This is a genomic window from Pseudomonas sp. MF06569 (genome assembly GCF_059862735.1).
Genome location: NZ_JCBCUZ010000002.1, coordinates 42,104 through 57,615, shown reverse-complemented (window position 1 = coordinate 57,615; position 15,512 = coordinate 42,104). Strand labels below are relative to the sequence as shown.

The window sequence follows — 15,512 nt, the reverse complement described above, 5'->3', positions numbered from 1 at the left end:
CCTTGGTGAAACTGGCAACTGGCAACTGGTCAAGCAACGATCAACGCCAGCCCCACCAGCACCAGCACTTCCAGCAACTCCAGCAGCGCACCGGCGGTATCGCCCGTGGTGCCCCCCAGACGGCGCATCACCACCCGGCGCAGCCATACAAACCCCGCTGTTGCCAGCACCAGGGCCCATAACCCGGCATACCCGGCCAACATCACACACCCCAGGGCACTGAGCCCCAACACCCACCATCCCGCCCTGCGTGGCAAATGATCGGACAGCGCCTGACCCAATCCACCGGCCCGCACGTACGGGGTCGTCAGGAATACGGCCAGCAAGGCGCTGCGCCCGATCAACGGCGCGACCAGGAGCACCATGCCGTTTTGCTGCTCAATCAGTGCGAGCAGCGCGCAGAACTTGAGCAACAGCGCCAGCACCAGCGTCACCACCGCGATCGGTCCGCTGCGGGGGTCTTTCATGATGGTCAGGGTGCGTTCGCGGTCGCCAAAGCCCCCCAGCCAGGCATCTGCACTGTCAGCCAGGCCGTCCAGATGCAGCCCGCCACTGAGCAACACCCATACCGTCAGCAGCAACGCCGCGTGCAACATCAGCGGTGCACCGGCCAGCAGCGCACTCAGGCCCCACAACAGCCCGCCAAACAGCAAACCCACCAGCGGATAAAACAGCAGGGAACGCCCCAGTTCCTGAGGCTGCGGCATACCCGGCAAGCGAATCGGCAAGCTGCTTAAAAACTGCAATGCAATCCAGAAAGGCAGCATCACCTGTCGGCCTCGGTGAGCTGCCCATCGGCGTCGACCTGCAGCCCGAACAGTGCGCCATGGATCACCGGCACTTGCAGCAACTGCTCGCGAGGCAAGCCACGGGCCTGAGCCAGCAGCAATTTCATCACCCCGCCATGGCATACCACCAGCACCCGCTGCCCTGCGAAGTCCTGCTGCAAACGGCTGACGGCTGACAGCACCCGCGCCGAGAACTCAAGCACTGGCTCACCGTCGGGTGGGGTAAAGGCGTAGGGGTCGGCCCAGAACAAGCCCAAGGCCTGCTCATTAACCTCCATCAGCGCTGCCGCGCTCTGCCCTTCCCACGCACCAAAATGAAGTTCCTGCAGATCCTTGTCCAAAGACACCGGAAGATCGAGCTGCTCACTCAGTTCTCGGGCAAACAATGCGCAACGTTGCAACGGTGAGCTGACGATACGATCCCACGGCCCCTGGCCTTTCACGGCATCACGCATTTGCGCCCAGCCCAGCGCCGTCAAGGCATCGTCGATGCTGCCGCGCAAACCGCCACCCAGCTCAGTCTCGCCATGACGCAGCAAATCGAGCTGCACGGTCATGCCGGACGATCTGCCACGGCGGCTTCGGCAAAGGTCGCCATCTGCCCGTGCAGATCACACGCCAGACGCATCAACGGCACCGCCAACGCAGCACCGCTGCCCTCGCCCAGACGCAGGCCCAGGTCCAGCAACGGCTCGGCCTGCAAGCTTTCCAACACATGGCGATGACCCTGCTCAGCTCCGCGATGACTGAAGATCAGCCACTCGCGGCAGTCAGGATTCATGCGCACCGCGACCATGGCCGCCACGGTGCAGATAAAGCCATCCACCACCGCCACCACGCCTTCCTGTGCGCAGGCCACATAGGCGCCGACCAAGGCGGCAATTTCAAAGCCGCCCAGGCGAAACAGTGTCTGCAGCGGATCGTCGAGGTGACCGGCATGCAACGCCAGTGCACGGTCAATCACCCGCGCCTTGTGGCTGACACCGGCGGCATCCAGACCAGTGCCTGGCCCGGTCAATTGCGAGGCAGGGCAATCCAGCAGCGCACTGGCCACGGCACTGGCAGACGCCGTGTTGCCAATGCCCATTTCACCGCCGATAAACACCTCGCTGCCCGCCGCCTGCGCCCGCAACACGCTGTCGCGCCCGGCCTGCAGGGCTTTCAAACCCTGAGCGTCGGACATCGCAGGGCCCGTCGCAAAATTGGCTGTACCCGCACCCAACTGCAAGTGCCGTACCCCCGCCAGATCCAGCATCGGCGTCACCGTGCCCAGGTCCACCACATCCAGCTGCGCGCCCAATTGGCGGGCCAACACGCTGATCGCCGCCCCCCCACTGACAAAGTTGTGCAGCATTTGCCCGGTGACCGCTTGCGGATAGGCCGACACACCTTCGGCGACCACCCCGTGATCACCTGCAAAAATCCCGATCCACAACTGATCGACACGGGGTTTGAGCCGCCCTTGCAAACCGGCCAGTTGCACCGCCAGGGCCTCAAGCTGGCCCAGGGAGCCTGCGGGTTTGGTCAGTTGCTGCTGACGCTCGGCCGCGGCCGCTTGCATGTCACGGTCAACGGGCTTGCAGGGGTTCAGCCACCAAGGGGTGCTCATAGTGCAGTTCCTTTCAACGTCAGGGGCAGGCCCGCCACTGTCAGCACGACTCGCTGACAGTGCTCGGCCAGGGCTTGATGCAACCAACCGGCTTCATCGACATAGCGGCGAGTCAATTCGCCCAGCGGCACGACACCCATTCCGGTTTCGTTGCTGACAAACACAATTTCGCCCGGCAAATCAGCCAGGCATTCCAGCAGCGCATCGCGCTCGGCATTCAGGCGCTGCTGGTCTTCAAGCATCAGCAGGTTGGTCAGCCACAGGGTCAGGCAGTCCACCAACAGGCAAGTATCGGCGCGAGCGTTGTCACGCAGCACGCGGGCCAGTTCAATCGGCTCTTCGATAAGCGCCCAATGTTCTGGACGGCGCTCGCGATGATGGCGCACGCGCTCGCTCATCTCACCGTCCAGCGGCTGACTGGTGGCTATGTAGGTGACGGCACAGCCGGACTCGGCCGCCAGCTTTTCAGCCAGACGACTTTTACCCGAGCGGGCACCGCCCAGAATCAGTTGCAGCATGGTGTTAAACCTCTAGCGGCCATTGACGCCATCGCGGGCAAGCCCGGCTCCCACAGAATGAGTGCAACCCTGGTGGGAGCCGGACTTGCCCGCGATGGGGCCAGATCAGACGACATGAATCTCAAATCCCGCACAACGCGCGCAGGTAGGCGGTATCCAGATGGTTTTCCACCAGATCCGCCAGCCGCTCGATATCCCGTTCGCGAAGGGCGTGGTAGTCCACTTCTTGCACATCCTGCAAACCGGCCCAACGCAGCAACGCGCTGCAAGCCGCAGGCGACTCGAACACACCATGCAGGTAGGTGCCGAGAATTTGCCCGTCCGCACTTTGCGCGCCATCACAGCGCCCGTCATCCAGGTGCACCACAGGCTGCTCCAGAGCCGCCCCCGTGGTTACGCCCGCGTGGATTTCGTAGCCGCTGACTGGCGCGTTTTCCAGGACCAGATGCCCGCGCACATTGCGCAGCTGTTTTTCGGCTGCAAGCTCGGTGCTAAACGCCAGCAAGCCCAATCCGGCACTGGAACCCGCTGCGCCTTCAAGGCCCAGCGGGTCGTGAACCTGCTCGCCGAGCATCTGCAAGCCGCCACAAATACCCAGCAGCTTTCCGCCGTAACGCAGATGTCGGCTGATGGCCCCTTCCCAGCCATTGGCACGCAAGTAGGCCAGGTCGCTGCGCACACTCTTGGAGCCCGGCAGGATGATCAAGTCTGCAGGAGGAATCGGTTGCCCCGGCCCGACAAATTGCAGGTCTACTTGCGGATGCAGGCGCAGCGGGTCGAAGTCGGTGTGATTACTGATACGCGGCAGTACCGGCACCACCACTTTGAGCACTTGCTCGACCTTGTCGGTCTGACGCTGATCGATGCCGTCCTCGGCCTCAAGATGCAGGTCCATCACATAGGGCAACACGCCGATCACCGGTTTGCCGGTGCGCTGCTCCAGCCAGTCGAGGCCAGGCTGAAGCAAGGCGATATCACCGCGAAAGCGGTTGATGATGAAACCCTTGACCCGTGCCTGCTCGGTCTCGGACAGCAACTCCAGGGTACCGACCAGATGGGCAAACACCCCGCCGCGATTGATATCGGCAATCAACACCACCGGGCAGTCAACCGCTTCGGCAAAGCCCATGTTGGCGATATCACCGGCCCGCAGATTGATCTCGGCAGGCGAGCCCGCGCCCTCGACCATCACCACCGGATACGCGGCACTCAAACGCTGATGGGAGGCCAATACCGCTTGCATGGCAATGGCCTTGTAGTCGTGATACGCCACCGCATTCATGCTGGTGACGGCACGACCATGAATGATCACTTGGGCGCCGGTGTCGCTATTGGGCTTGAGCAGCACCGGATTCATGTCCGTGTGCGGCGCCAATCCGGCGGCCTGGGCCTGCACCGCCTGAGCGCGGCCAATCTCGCCACCTTCAGCAGTCACCGCACTGTTGAGCGCCATGTTCTGTGGCTTGAACGGCACCACCGCTACACCCTGGCGGGTCAGCCAGCGACACAGGGCCGTTACCAGGGTGCTTTTACCGGCATCTGATGTGGTGCCCTGCACCATCAACGTACTCATGTGGTTTCCTTGGTGTACGCCGCCAGCGCCAGCTCCAGGCGCTGCCAGTCGGCCTCATCGGCGGGCAGGCCAAAACGCACGCTGCTGTTGTGGGCAAACAGGCGCAGCAAAATGCCGCGGTGCGCCATGAATTCGTAAAGGCGGTCGGCGTGGGGCGTGATCAACCACTGGAACAACGCGCAGCCGCCCTGAGGCGGCAAATCATGCAGCCCCAGCAATCGCTCCAGCCGCCCGCTGGCGAGCTCACTGCGCTCGCGCTGGCGAGCATGGCCTTCGGTGTCCAGCAGGCAGGCCTGGCCGACAATGCGTGTCGGTCCGCTCACCGCCCAGGGCCCGACTTGTTCGGCCAGCAACTTGAGCAATTTTTGCTCGGCCAGCACAAAACCCAGCCGCACCCCGGCCAGACCAAAAAACTTGCCGAATGAACGCAACACGATCAACCCGGTACGCTGGGTATGCCCGGCCAGGCCGAATTCTGGTGTGTTGTCCATGAAGGCTTCGTCCACCACCAGCCAGCCACCGCGTTGCACAAGCCGCGCATGCCATTCAAGCAGACGTTCTGGCGTGTGCCTCACCCCGGTAGGGTTGTTGGGGTTGACCACCACCAGCACATCCAGGGTGTCGAGGTAGAAATCGACTTCCTGCTCCATGATTTCCCGCACGATGTGCCCGCTTTGCCTCCAGGCATGCGCATGCTCGGCGTAACACGGCGACAGCACACCGACCTTGCCACTGCGGCGCAGGCGCGGCAGCAACTGGATTGCGCACTGCGAGCCCGGGACCGGCAACACATTCAGTGCGCCGTAATAGGCGCAGGCAGCTTGCTCAAGACCATCGTCGGTTTCAGGCAAACGCGCCCAGGCACGCTCGGGTATCTGCGGGATATCAAAAGGCCAGGGCGCAAGGCCAGTGGACAAATCCAGCCAGTCAGCCTCGTCAATGCCGTAGTGCAACGCCGCTTTGCGTAAACGCCCGCCGTGTTCAAGCATAGAACTCACTCCACGCACACAGAATCAATAGCCACAGCCATACGCCACGTTGCACCAGTTGCCAGCCACGACCAATCGAGTCCGCATCCGCTGGCACGCCTTCGCCCAATTGCGGACGCTCATGCAGTTCGCCGTGATAAATCGCCGGCCCACCCAGTTCGACACCCAGGGCGCCTGCGCCTGCGGCCATGACCGGGCCTGCATTGGGACTGTCCCACTGAGGTGCCTGCTTGCGCCAGCACTTCAAGGCCAGTCGGGTTTTACCCAATACGGCGTAAGTCAACGCAACCAGCCTTGCAGGAATATAGTTAAGAACATCGTCGATACGGGCAGCAGCCCAGCCAAAGCGCTCAAAGCGTTCGTTGCGATAGCCCCACATCGCGTCCAGCGTATTGCTCAAACGATAGAGCACCACGCCCGGCGCTCCCGCCACGACAAACCAGAAAATAGTGGCAAAGACAGCATCACTGCCGTTCTCCAGCACAGATTCAGTGGCCGCACGTGCAACTTCAGTGGGGTCCAGCTCGCTGGTTTGGCGACTGACCAGATAGCCGACCCGGGTCCGTGCCTCCTCCAGATCGTTGGCACGCAATGCCTCGGCAACCGGCTGCACGTGCTCACCGAGACTGCGCATGCCCAGCGCACAATACAGCGCCAGAATTTCCACCAGCCAGCCGATATACGGCAGCCATGAAAGCGCCGTTGCAAGGATCGTCAGCGGCAACACTGCCAGCACCCAGGCCGTCACTCCATGACTGCGCCAGCCACGTCCGCCGGAATTGAACCGCTGTTCGATACGCTCGGCCATTCGGCCAAACGCAACCAGCGGATGCCAGCGCTTGGGCTCGCCAAACAGCGCATCCAGCGCCACTCCGGCGACGCACAACAACGCCACACTCATGGACTCACTCCCCAATAATTCTCATACACCAGTTCACTCAGTGGTCGCGCTTGCGCCCACCCTTCCAGCACCAGCATGGGCGCGGGATAAAAAGCCTCGACCGGGCCCAGGCACAACACTGCCAGGGGTTTGGCTCCCGGGGGCAACCCCAGCAAGCTCGCCAGCGCCTCAGGCTCGAACAACGACACCCACCCCATGCCCAAGCCTTCTACACGTGCTGCCAGCCACAGGTTTTGAATGGCACACGACAACGACGCCATGTCCATTTCTGGCAGGGTACGTCGACCAAAAATATGCTTTTCACGGTCATCCATCAACGCCGCCACCAGCACCTCGGCACAGTCCTGGATGCCTTCAACCTTGAGCGTCATGAATTCATCGGAGCGCTGGCCCAGCGCCTCGGCGGTCCGTACCCGCTCGGCCTCGACCAGGCCCTGAATCCTGCCTCGCAGTTCCCGGTCAGTGATGCGGATAAACCGCCACGGCTGCATCAGCCCCACACTCGGGGCCTGATGCGCCGCCTCAAGCAAACGCGACAACAGTTCAGGTGCCACACTGCCACCGCTGAAGTGCCGCATATCGCGGCGCTCGGCGATGGCGCGGTACACCGCTGCGCGTTCTTCAGGACTAAAGGCGTTATCGGTCATGGCGCCGTCACAGCGCACGGCGCAAACAGCGCAGCAATCGCCTGAGGATTGGACGGAAAGTAGAAGTGCACGTAAGAGGCGGTCATCCGCCCTTCGCGATACACCGCTTCGGCACCACGCCCGCCATTGGGGCTCAGGCCACGGGCAACAGGTTCAAGCTCTGTGCTGGTCAGCGAGTGATGGTAAGTGTGACCACGCAGCAGCCCCTCGGGCATGTCCACCGATTGCAATGCCAACGCGGCCAGACGCTTTTGCATCGTCGCCTCCCCCGTCAGCAACCCCACCAGCTCGGCACGCTGACCGTCGACATCGGTCAAGGCGTCGAGCAGATAAAGCATGCCGCCACATTCGGCCAGCAACGGTTTACCGGCTGCGTGATGGGCGCGAATCGCCTCCAGCATCGGTGTATTGCGCGACAGCTCAAGGTGATGCAACTCGGGATAACCGCCCGGCAAATAAAGGCTGTCAGCTTCTGGCAGGCGGACATCGCGAATCGGCGAGAAAAACACCAGCTCGGCTCCCATCGCCCGCAGCAGATCCAGACTCGCGCCATAGGTGAAGGCAAAGGCTTCATCCCGGGCCACGGCAATCCGAACCCCGGCCAACAATCGCTCGACCAGCACAGGCTCGGGCGCTGCAAATTCAACGGCGGGTGGCAGCGCTACCTCACAGGTGCTGGCCAGGGCATTGGCTGCCGCGTCGAGACGCGCATCCAGGTCGTTCAGCTCACTCGCCTGAACCAGCCCCAAGTGTCGACTCGGCAACTCGATCCCGGTCTCGCGAGACAACGCGCCGTACCAGCGCAGGCCTTCGGTCAGGCTGCCTTCAAGCAACTGTGCATGACGCACTGTGCCAACCCGGTTGGCCAGCACCCCGGCAAACGGGAGGTCCGGTTGATAGCGGGCCAGGCCCAGGGCCAGCGCACCAAAGGTCTGGGCCATTGCGGTGCCATCAATCACACCCAGCACCGGGACGCCAAAATGGCGCGCTAGGTCGGCGCTGGAAGGTGTACCGTCGAACAGACCCATCACGCCTTCGATCAGGATCAGGTCCGCTTCACCAGCGGCTTCCCACAGCAGGCGGCGACTTTCATCCGCGCCCACCATCCACAAATCCACCTGATAAACCGGCGCACCGCTGGCGCGTTCCAGAATCATCGGGTCCAGAAAATCCGGTCCACATTTAAACACCCGCACCTTGCGCCCCTGATTGCGATGCAATCGGGCCAAGGCGGCGGTAACGGTGGTCTTGCCCTGACCGGAGGCCGGTGCGGCGATCAACACCGCGGGGCAATGACGCGACTCTCTCATGCTTGAACACTCACAATTCGATGCCTTTCTGGGCTTTGATCCCGGCCTGGAATGCGTGTTTGACCACACCCATTTCAGTCACGGTGTCGGCCAGGTCTATCAGTTCAGGTTTGGCGCCACGCCCGGTGACCAGCACATGCTGCATTGGCGGACGGGCTTGCAGGTCGGCGAGCACCTGCTCAAGGTCGAGGTAGCCGTGTTTGAGCGCGATGTTCAGCTCATCCAGTACAACCAGCACGATGGACGGGTCACGCAGCATCTCGCGGGACACTTCCCAGGCGGCTTCGGCGGCCGCGATATCGCGTTGGCGATCCTGGGTTTCCCAGGTAAAGCCTTCACCCATCACGTGATAACGCACCTGCTCGGGGAAGCGGCGGAAGAAGATCTCTTCGCCGGTGCTGTTGCGACCCTTGATGAACTGCACCACGCCGCACTGCATGCCGTGGCCCATGGCCCGTGCCAGCATGCCAAAAGCGGAACTGCTCTTGCCTTTGCCATTGCCGGTCAACACCAGCAGTAGCCCGCACTCATTGGGCGAGCTGGCAATGCGCTCATCCATGACGGCTTTTTTGCGCAGCATGCGCGCCTGATGACGTTCGTCGCGTTCGGGGGATTCGTTCATGGCAGCTCTCCGTTGGGGCTCAATGATGCAAACGGGAGGCGGGGGGGAATTCATAAAAAACACACTGCATCGCCCGCCGCGAGAGTGGTGGATGGATCAGGCCGGTCTCCGGGCTCACAAGCGGACGGCCCTGTACAGAGCGCCCTTGTCCACGCGCCTTCCCGTGAGCAATCACAGTGGCAGTTGGCGTGGCATTGACTCGTTTACCGTTGCGGGGGCAGCGCCGGGATCATGGCGGTTGTGCAGGACAAACACGCCCTCACCGGCTTCCCTGTTTCACTCGACCAACGTTACGTTGCCGAGCACCTGAAACAAGCCGCGAAGGTTAGAGGGTTGGGGGTGGAGCGTCAATTAAAGGTGGCACCAATAGGGCTATACAAAGCTACGACCTGAACCTTTGAAGGGCTAAGCTTCTCTATGACTTACAAGACCAAAACCTCATGGAGATTCACATGCTCAAGCGCCAGCACGCTATTGTCATCGCACTTGCGGCAGGATTGGCTGCCTGCGGCGAGTCGTCGACCCTGCAAGTGAGTGATGGCACCGGCCCCTCGCCCAAATTACCCGAACCGAACAAAACCCTGATACCCACCGTCAATATCGCCCCGGCGGTCGGTTGGGCTGATGGCGCCACGCCCATTGCCGCCCAAGGCCTGGAGGTCGCCGCATTCGCCGAAGGCCTGGATCATCCGCGCTGGCTCTATGTCTTGCCCAACGGCGATGTGCTGGTCGCAGAAACCAACGCACCGCCCAAACCGGATGACAGCAAGGGGATCAAAGGCTGGATCGCAGACAAGGTGATGGCCCGCGCCGGGGCCGCAGTGCCAAGTGCGAACCGGATCACCCTGTTGCGCGATGCAGACCACGATGGCGTGGCCGAAACCCGCACGGTCTTTCTCGACAATCTGAACTCGCCTTTTGGCATGACCCTGGTGGGCGACGAGTTGTATATCGCGGACGCCGACAAGCTGTTGCGCGTCCCCTATCAGGCGGGCGAAAACAGCATCAAAGCCAATCCGGTCAAGGTGCTCGACTTGCCGGGCGGCCCACTGAACCATCACTGGACCAAAAACGTCATCGCCAGCCCTGACGGCTCTAAGCTGTATGTCACCGTCGGCTCCAACAGCAACGTGGGCGAGAACGGCATGGACAAGGAAGAAGGCCGCGCCGCGATCTGGGAGGTTGATCGCGCCACCGGCAACCACCGTATTTTCGCCTCGGGCCTGCGCAACCCCAATGGCATGGACTGGGAACCCAAAACCGGCAAGCTCTGGACAGCGGTAAACGAGCGCGACGAAATCGGCAGCGACCTGGTGCCCGACTACATCACTTCAGTTCAGGATGGCGGCTTCTATGGCTGGCCCTACAGCTATTACGGCCAGCACGTGGATGTACGGGTCAACCCGCAAAATCCGGAACTGGTCGCCAAAGCCATTGCACCGGACTATGCCGTCGGCCCGCACACTGCATCCCTGGGGCTGAGTTTTGCCGAAGGCAGCAAACTGCCCGACTTTACTCAAGGCGCGTTTATTGGCCAGCACGGTTCCTGGAACCGCAAGCCGCACAGTGGCTACAAAGTGATTTTTGTACCCTTTGCCGACGGAAAACCCACCGGTATGCCGGTTGATGTTCTGACCGGCTTTCTCAACGCTGACGAGAAAGCCATGGGCAGACCCGTGGGCGTGGTGATCGATAAACAGGGCGATTTACTGGTGGCCGATGATGTCGGCAACAAGGTTTGGCGGGTGTCGGCAAAGCCAACCAGCAAATGAAACAGTGGGAGCGGGCTTGCTCGCGATGGATACAACGCGGTGTAACTACAACGCCGCGGTGATCCAGTCGCGAGCAAGCCCGCTCCCACCCAGCGTGATGCAGGTTCGGGTTTACGGCAGACGCGCCAGATGCTGCTCGGTCGGCAAAACGCGCTTGGCATTCAGATAGGCTTTTTGCCAATAGGCTTTATTGAGACTGTCCAGCTTGACCGTACCGCCAGTGGCCGGTGCATGCACAAAACGGCCTTCACCGACGTAGATCCCGGCATGGCTGACCTGGGAACCACCGTTGGTGGCGAAAAACAGCAAGTCACCGGTTTGCAGCTTGTCCTGGCCAACATTCTGCGCCTGCATCACGATCATTTCACGGGTCGTGCGCGGCAACGAAATGCCCGCCGCGTCGTTGTACACGTACTTGATCAGACCACTGCAATCAAAACCTGAATCCGGAGTATTGCCACCCCAGCGATAAGGCGTGCCGACCAGACCCAAGGCACGAAAAAGCACGTCGGCGGCAATCGGCGAGGTTTCTTCATAAGGGCTGGCAAACACGACAGGTTTTTTGACCACCGCAACAGGTGGCGGGTGGCTGGCGCAGGCACTGAGCAGTGCTGCTAAGGTCAAGAGGGCAACGCGGGCCATGGTCGACATAAACAGAATGTTCCTGATTCTGGATACGGCAACTCTGGCCGCGAAACCTGAAGCCGCGAAAGGGGTCACCTTCGCGGCTTCAAGGATTTAACAATGCGACTGAATTCTAGCCCTTAGCAGCCAAACTTCAAGTAAGACATTAACTTTACTTGCGGGCTACTACGCTCGCAGGAGCCATCGCCAGGGCGCGCTTGGCCTCAATAAAGGTCTTGCTCCAGTAGCTGTCACCCAGGTTATCGATCCGCACACCACCGCTGCGGCGGCTGCTGGAGTGGATAAACTGGTCATCACCCAGGTAAATCCCGGCATGGCTTACACGGCCACGACCATTGGTGCTGAAGAACAGCAAATCACCGGGCTTGAGGTTGTTTCGTGCGACCAACGGTGCTTTTACGTTGATCATTTCGCGGGTTGAGCGCGGCAATTGCATGCCGGCTTCTTCCTTGAAGAGATAACCAATGAAGCCGCTGCAATCGAAGCCTGCCTCAGAGGTGCCGCCAAAACGGTAACGCGTACCGATCAGGGACATACCGCGCTCGAGGATGCTGTCAGCCAGAGCCGGCAACTGGTAAGGCTTGCTGTTGGCGGAAAATTCAGCCAGTTCTTTTTCGGTGGCAAGTTCTTCCTGATAAAGAGCGGAAGATTGCGATACCGAGGATGACTTTTGAACCTGATGATCGACAACTTGCTGCGACACTGGCGTGTGGGCAGCGCAGCCAAACAACAGGGTAACGAGTGCGAGAGGCACGAGGGGTGCGAAGCGCTTTAGCATGGGCACGACCGTGGCTTGTAAGAAAAGTAGCCGCGACTATGCCCTCTATGATCCTCATTTGCAAATTCAATCGATCAAAATGTGACTTGATGGTTTTGTCGTGACATCTAAGGCTTTACACCCCTGACAATAGATTTTGCGCACAAAGCTCTTGAGCCGCGCAGGGTTTCTGGCGCCTGAAAACTGCCGAAAACGGCTGCAGACCGCAGTTTTAAAGGGGTGAGCTACCAACCCAGGGTTTCTTTCAGGAAAGGGATCGTCAACTTGCGTTGCGCTTGCAGGGAGGCCTGATCGAGCCGTTCGAGCAAATCAAACAACGCACTCATGCTGCGAGTGCCTCGCGTGAGAATAAAATGCCCGACTTCGTCGGTCAGGTGCAGGCCGCGACGTGATGCGCGCAATTGCAAGGCACGCAACTTGTCTTCATCAGACAAGGGACGCATCTGAAAAACCAGCGCAAGGGTCAGTCGGGACTTGAGGTCAGCCAGCTTGATGGGCAATTCACGGGGCGAGGTAGACGCTGCAATCAGCAGGCGACGCCCACTGTCACGCAGGCGATTGAAAAGATGAAACAGTGCCTCTTCCCAGTCGGCACGTCCGGCCACCGCCTGGAGATCATCCAGACAAACCAGCTCGTACTGCTCAAGGTTATCGAGGATTTCAATGCCGCGATCCAGCAACTCGGCCAGAGGCAAGTACACCGCGGGCTCACCCATCTGCTCAAAGCGCAGGCAGGCAGCCTGTAGCAGGTGTGTGCGGCCTACGCCCTGCTTGCCCCAGAGATAGATCAGGCTTTCAGTCCAGCCGGCGTCGGCTTCGCACAGTCGCTCGACATAGCCGAGTGCAGCGGCATTGGCGCCTGGATAGTAATTTATGAAGGTTGCGTCATCACGCAGACGCACACCTAGGGGCAGCTGAATCGGTTTCATGCTGACTGAACAGTTCAAGCGAACTGTTAGTGGCCTCTGTGTAAAGTTCTAAAAGTTTATACCCGTGTAACCGGGCACACAATGTAACAGACCACGAGCAAAATCAAAGGTTTGCGTTAAGGTCTTGGATTGTTTGATCTTTTCCTGACGATTAAGGTGCTGCGAACGCACATGAAAAAGGCGGGACCACCTGCCCGGTGAGCCCGCCCTTCACAGAACCTGGCCGTTACAGCTCCGGGTCTTCGCTGCCTTTATAGGCGTGGGAGTCCTTGTACATATCCTGCAAGTGACGCACCAGCACCATGATCACCGCCGCCACCGGCAGTGCCAGCAACACACCGGTAAAGCCAAACAGCTCGCCACCCGCAAGAATCGCGAAGATCACCGCCACCGGATGCATACCGATCTTGTCACCCACCAGCAAGGGGGTAAGGACCGTACCCTCGAGTGCCTGACCGACCATAAACACCGCCACGATCCCGAGCATCGGGTACAGGTCACCGCCAAACTGGAACAGGCCGGCGATCAACGCCGCACCAATGCCGACAATAAAGCCCATATACGGCACGATGGCCGCCACCCCCGCCATCAGGCCGATCAACAGCCCCAACTCGAGGCCGACAAACATCAGGCCCGCCGAGTAGATCACCCCCAGCGCCAGCATCACCAGCAACTGGCCACGCACAAACGCGCCGAGCACGTCGTGACACTCCTTGGCCAGCGACACAATCTGATCGGCCCGGGCCCGCGGCAACAAGCCGCGAATCTTGGCCATCATGATGTTCCAGTCTCGAAGCAGGTAAAACGCCACTACGGGAATCAGCACCAGATTGGCCAGAAAGCCGATCAGGGCCAGGCTGGATGCCGTTGCCTGGGACAGGACGATGCCGACAATGTCAGTGGCCTGCCCCATGTGCTCGGTGATTGCCGCCTTGATCTTGTCAAACTTCCAGAAGCTGTCACTCAAGCCGAGCTTGGCCTGCACCCACGGCATGGCCGTGTGCTGCAACCAGTCGAGCACCAGCGGGGCCAACTGGTACAGCTTCAACAGTTGCTTGGCCAGCAACGGCACCAACACCAAGAGCAGCGTCATCATAATGACAGTGAACAGTCCAAAGACCGCGACCGTGCCCCAGGTTCTTGAAAGCCCGGCTCTTTCCAGCCGATCAACCACAGGGTCGAACATATAGGCTAGGACGATTGCGACCAGAAAAGGCGTAAGTATCGGATGCAGAAAATACACAAACAGGGCGAACCCCAGCCCTACGCCCCACCACACCCACCGTCGCGAATCAGCCATGAGCCACCCCATCCCTATATAAAGAAGACAACAACCTACCAGCGAAACCGAAGCTGAGCCGCTGGCGCTGAAGCAACACCGGGCGCCTGGCCTGCACTTGTCACTGCGGGTACCTGTTCTGCCGGTACTTCCTGCAGTTGCGCCAACCCGAGTTGCGAGCGCAGCTGCTCGGCGCTGCCATTGACCTGATACACACTACGATCACCGTCGACGCTCTTTAGTTGCGCGCCGAAAGGTTCGAGCAAATGCCACAGTTGCGCATAGCGCGGTAGCGTCATGCCCTGCACTTCAAGCAACTGCTCCGTCGAGACACCGGGCTTGACCGTATAACGCGGCGCCAGACGCTGGCTCACCGCAAGCATCACGGCATCGGCCAGCGACGCCTGATCCGGTGCCTGAGCACTGCCCTGCTCCTGCTGATCGCCAACCCACAACCGCCACTTGGCGCTCCACTGCCCATCCTCTTCACGGGCATGTACGGCCAGCAAGGCATCGGCGCCGTAACGCTCGGAAGCATCCTTCAAAGGAGCAGGATTGCTGCCCTCAAGGTTTTCAGCCGTGCCTACCAACTGTTCGCTCAGGTCTGCCAGCGGCAAACGCAATGGCAACCCGCGGTGCTGCGCGGCCCGGCGCAGGGGCTCTGCCACGGATTGACCGTCCCCCACCAGGCTTGAACCATCCACCGAATCGTTCAGCCACCAGCCGAGCAAGGCGGGACGATTACTGCCCCACATCGACAAACCGGCCTGGCGCAACGCCCGGTCAGTGCTCACCGGATCGAAATCCACCTGCAGGCTTTCCGGCGGGCCAGCGTCATAACCGTACCGGCTGATGATCTGCTGGGGATCCTTGCGAATCGCCTCAAGCCCGGGGTTTTGGATCGCCTTGGCGTCCCCGGTCAAACGCAGCACCAGGGTTTCCAGTGCCTTTTGCGTGGCCTGGGTACGTTCATCGGGTGACTGGCTGGCCACCGGTTCACGCACTTGATAAAGGCCGGTCAGGATTTCGGCATGACTCGCCAGGCTAAAAAAAGACAAACAGCCCACGGCTAAAAATTGGCTCAGACGCATGAAAGATTCCCGATCACAAAAAGCAGCCTAAAAGGACGCCATAAAAACACTCGAACAGACT

Annotated in this window: 16 protein-coding genes and 1 riboswitch; of the genes, 1 reads left to right on the top strand and 15 read right to left on the bottom strand. The window is 60.6% G+C overall.

What is annotated here, in order from left to right; translation table 11 throughout:
- Positions 1 to 29: 29 nt before the first annotated feature.
- From AC19YQ_RS02605 to cobO, 10 genes are all read right to left on the bottom strand, one after another.
- Complete coding sequence (locus AC19YQ_RS02605) at positions 30 to 767, bottom strand: adenosylcobinamide-GDP ribazoletransferase (protein ID WP_500594632.1); 738 nt, start codon at positions 765 to 767, stop codon at positions 30 to 32.
- The gene (cobC, locus tag AC19YQ_RS02600) at positions 767 to 1,345 is read right to left on the bottom strand and encodes an alpha-ribazole phosphatase family protein (RefSeq protein WP_500594526.1); all 579 of its coding nucleotides are present in this window, start codon (positions 1,343 to 1,345) and stop codon (positions 767 to 769) included. The genes AC19YQ_RS02605 and cobC overlap by 1 nt, the downstream gene beginning before the upstream one ends.
- Positions 1,342 to 2,397, bottom strand: coding sequence for a nicotinate-nucleotide--dimethylbenzimidazole phosphoribosyltransferase (gene cobT / locus AC19YQ_RS02595; protein ID WP_500594525.1), 1,056 nt, complete (start codon positions 2,395 to 2,397; stop codon positions 1,342 to 1,344). Before cobT ends, cobC begins: the two co-directional genes overlap by 4 nt.
- Entirely contained in the window at positions 2,394 to 2,915 is a 522-nt protein-coding gene (gene cobU / locus AC19YQ_RS02590) for a bifunctional adenosylcobinamide kinase/adenosylcobinamide-phosphate guanylyltransferase (RefSeq protein WP_500594524.1), read from the bottom strand. Before cobU ends, cobT begins: the two co-directional genes overlap by 4 nt.
- A gap of 121 nt (positions 2,916 to 3,036) precedes the next feature.
- Positions 3,037 to 4,488, bottom strand: a complete 1,452-nt coding sequence (locus tag AC19YQ_RS02585; RefSeq protein ID WP_500594523.1) for a cobyric acid synthase — start codon at positions 4,486 to 4,488, stop codon at positions 3,037 to 3,039.
- Positions 4,485 to 5,477, bottom strand: a complete 993-nt coding sequence (cobD, locus tag AC19YQ_RS02580) for a threonine-phosphate decarboxylase CobD (protein WP_500594522.1) — start codon at positions 5,475 to 5,477, stop codon at positions 4,485 to 4,487. The genes AC19YQ_RS02585 and cobD overlap by 4 nt, the downstream gene beginning before the upstream one ends.
- Complete coding sequence (cbiB, locus tag AC19YQ_RS02575; protein ID WP_500594521.1) at positions 5,470 to 6,378, bottom strand: adenosylcobinamide-phosphate synthase CbiB; 909 nt, start codon at positions 6,376 to 6,378, stop codon at positions 5,470 to 5,472. The genes cobD and cbiB overlap by 8 nt, the downstream gene beginning before the upstream one ends.
- Positions 6,375 to 7,025: a 5,6-dimethylbenzimidazole synthase gene (bluB, locus tag AC19YQ_RS02570; RefSeq protein ID WP_133075741.1), complete on the bottom strand. Its 651-nt coding sequence runs from the start codon at positions 7,023 to 7,025 to the stop codon at positions 6,375 to 6,377. Before bluB ends, cbiB begins: the two co-directional genes overlap by 4 nt.
- Positions 7,022 to 8,335 carry a cobyrinic acid a,c-diamide synthase CobB gene (locus AC19YQ_RS02565; protein ID WP_500594520.1) on the bottom strand — a complete coding sequence of 438 codons (1,314 nt, stop codon included), beginning with the start codon at positions 8,333 to 8,335 and terminating at the stop codon, positions 7,022 to 7,024. Before AC19YQ_RS02565 ends, bluB begins: the two co-directional genes overlap by 4 nt.
- Positions 8,336 to 8,345: 10 nt before the next feature.
- Positions 8,346 to 8,957, bottom strand: a complete 612-nt coding sequence (cobO, locus tag AC19YQ_RS02560; RefSeq protein ID WP_500594519.1) for a cob(I)yrinic acid a,c-diamide adenosyltransferase — start codon at positions 8,955 to 8,957, stop codon at positions 8,346 to 8,348.
- Between the two features lie 82 nt (positions 8,958 to 9,039).
- A riboswitch (cobalamin riboswitch) is annotated at positions 9,040 to 9,282 on the bottom strand.
- Between the two features lie 127 nt (positions 9,283 to 9,409).
- On the opposite strand from cobO, the gene AC19YQ_RS02555 reads away from it, so the two are divergent.
- On the top strand, positions 9,410 to 10,729 hold the full coding sequence (locus AC19YQ_RS02555) for a PQQ-dependent sugar dehydrogenase (RefSeq protein ID WP_500594518.1): 1,320 nt from the start codon (positions 9,410 to 9,412) through the stop codon (positions 10,727 to 10,729).
- Positions 10,730 to 10,840: 111 nt separating this feature from the next.
- Here AC19YQ_RS02555 and AC19YQ_RS02550 read toward each other — a convergent pair whose 3' ends face one another.
- The 5 genes from AC19YQ_RS02550 to AC19YQ_RS02530 all read right to left on the bottom strand — a co-directional run bounded on the left by AC19YQ_RS02550 (position 10,841) and on the right by AC19YQ_RS02530 (position 15,451).
- Complete coding sequence (locus AC19YQ_RS02550) at positions 10,841 to 11,380, bottom strand: C40 family peptidase (RefSeq protein ID WP_500594517.1); 540 nt, start codon at positions 11,378 to 11,380, stop codon at positions 10,841 to 10,843.
- 145 nt (positions 11,381 to 11,525) lie between these two features.
- Positions 11,526 to 12,152, bottom strand: a complete 627-nt coding sequence (locus AC19YQ_RS02545) for a C40 family peptidase (RefSeq protein ID WP_133075745.1) — start codon at positions 12,150 to 12,152, stop codon at positions 11,526 to 11,528.
- Positions 12,153 to 12,376: 224 nt separating this feature from the next.
- The gene (gene hda / locus AC19YQ_RS02540; protein ID WP_019827725.1) at positions 12,377 to 13,081 is read right to left on the bottom strand and encodes a DnaA regulatory inactivator Hda; all 705 of its coding nucleotides are present in this window, start codon (positions 13,079 to 13,081) and stop codon (positions 12,377 to 12,379) included.
- Between the two features lie 226 nt (positions 13,082 to 13,307).
- Positions 13,308 to 14,381 (bottom strand): AI-2E family transporter, encoded by a 1,074-nt coding sequence (locus AC19YQ_RS02535; RefSeq protein ID WP_500594516.1) that lies wholly within the window; start codon positions 14,379 to 14,381, stop codon positions 13,308 to 13,310.
- 35 nt (positions 14,382 to 14,416) lie between these two features.
- Positions 14,417 to 15,451, bottom strand: coding sequence for a DUF2066 domain-containing protein (locus AC19YQ_RS02530; protein WP_500594515.1), 1,035 nt, complete (start codon positions 15,449 to 15,451; stop codon positions 14,417 to 14,419).
- Positions 15,452 to 15,512: the final 61 nt, after the last annotated feature.

Bases quoted from the DNA above. Each gene is read 5' to 3' on its own strand.
- cobT (WP_500594525.1), bottom strand. From the start codon at position 2,397: ATGAGCACCCCTTGGTGGCTGAACCCCTGCAAGCCCGTTGACCGTGAC.
- AC19YQ_RS02545 (WP_133075745.1), bottom strand. From the start codon at position 12,152: ATGCTAAAGCGCTTCGCACCCCTCGTGCCTCTCGCACTCGTTACCCTG.
- AC19YQ_RS02530 (WP_500594515.1), bottom strand. From the start codon at position 15,451: ATGCGTCTGAGCCAATTTTTAGCCGTGGGCTGTTTGTCTTTTTTTAGC.
- cbiB (WP_500594521.1), bottom strand. From the start codon at position 6,378: ATGAGTGTGGCGTTGTTGTGCGTCGCCGGAGTGGCGCTGGATGCGCTG.
- AC19YQ_RS02550 (WP_500594517.1), bottom strand. From the start codon at position 11,380: ATGTCGACCATGGCCCGCGTTGCCCTCTTGACCTTAGCAGCACTGCTC.
- bluB (WP_133075741.1), bottom strand. From the start codon at position 7,025: ATGACCGATAACGCCTTTAGTCCTGAAGAACGCGCAGCGGTGTACCGC.
- cobO (WP_500594519.1), bottom strand. From the start codon at position 8,957: ATGAACGAATCCCCCGAACGCGACGAACGTCATCAGGCGCGCATGCTG.
- AC19YQ_RS02585 (WP_500594523.1), bottom strand. From the start codon at position 4,488: ATGAGTACGTTGATGGTGCAGGGCACCACATCAGATGCCGGTAAAAGC.
- cobU (WP_500594524.1), bottom strand. From the start codon at position 2,915: ATGCTGCAACTGATTCTGGGCGGTGCCCGCTCGGGTAAAAGTCGTCTG.
- AC19YQ_RS02565 (WP_500594520.1), bottom strand. From the start codon at position 8,335: ATGAGAGAGTCGCGTCATTGCCCCGCGGTGTTGATCGCCGCACCGGCC.
- AC19YQ_RS02535 (WP_500594516.1), bottom strand. From the start codon at position 14,381: ATGGCTGATTCGCGACGGTGGGTGTGGTGGGGCGTAGGGCTGGGGTTC.
- AC19YQ_RS02555 (WP_500594518.1), top strand. From the start codon at position 9,410: ATGCTCAAGCGCCAGCACGCTATTGTCATCGCACTTGCGGCAGGATTG.
- AC19YQ_RS02605 (WP_500594632.1), bottom strand. From the start codon at position 767: ATGCTGCCTTTCTGGATTGCATTGCAGTTTTTAAGCAGCTTGCCGATT.
- cobC (WP_500594526.1), bottom strand. From the start codon at position 1,345: ATGACCGTGCAGCTCGATTTGCTGCGTCATGGCGAGACTGAGCTGGGT.
- hda (WP_019827725.1), bottom strand. From the start codon at position 13,081: ATGAAACCGATTCAGCTGCCCCTAGGTGTGCGTCTGCGTGATGACGCA.
- cobD (WP_500594522.1), bottom strand. From the start codon at position 5,477: ATGCTTGAACACGGCGGGCGTTTACGCAAAGCGGCGTTGCACTACGGC.